This is a genomic window from Micromonospora sp. DT41 (genome assembly GCF_049841715.1).
In the GTDB taxonomy this organism is placed as follows: domain Bacteria; phylum Actinomycetota; class Actinomycetes; order Mycobacteriales; family Micromonosporaceae; genus Micromonospora; species Micromonospora profundi.
The window spans coordinates 1-290 of record NZ_JBNCKU010000061.1; the positions used below are offsets into that span (position 1 = coordinate 1).

Below are 290 nucleotides of genomic sequence, written 5' to 3' on the forward strand. Positions count from 1 at the left end.
GCCGCATCGGCGTTTTCCGTTGCCGGCGGTGCGGCGTCTGACCGGCGCCGACGCGCACCCCATCGACGTCGTCTTCGACTACACCGAGTTCCGTCGCGCCAACACCGACAGCGAGGAGCAGGTCGGCTTCGAGGCCGTTGCCGGTGAAGGTGGCACCGAGTTCGCCCTCCAGGTCACCGCGGCCAGCGGCTTCCTCGACCTCGTCGCCGATGCGCGGGTGTTTGGGTCGGCGGGTTTGGTGCGGTTGGCGGGGATGTTCCGGGTGGTGTTGGAGTCGATGGTTGCGGATC

The 290-nt window shown here is 68.6% G+C and carries 1 protein-coding gene; it reads left to right on the forward strand.

The features are described 5' to 3' along the window. Positions 1–28: 28 nt before the first annotated feature. Positions 29–290, forward strand: a 262-nt coding sequence (locus ACLQ23_RS31610) for a hypothetical protein (RefSeq protein ID WP_425881542.1), incomplete at its 3' end; no start/stop codon positions are given.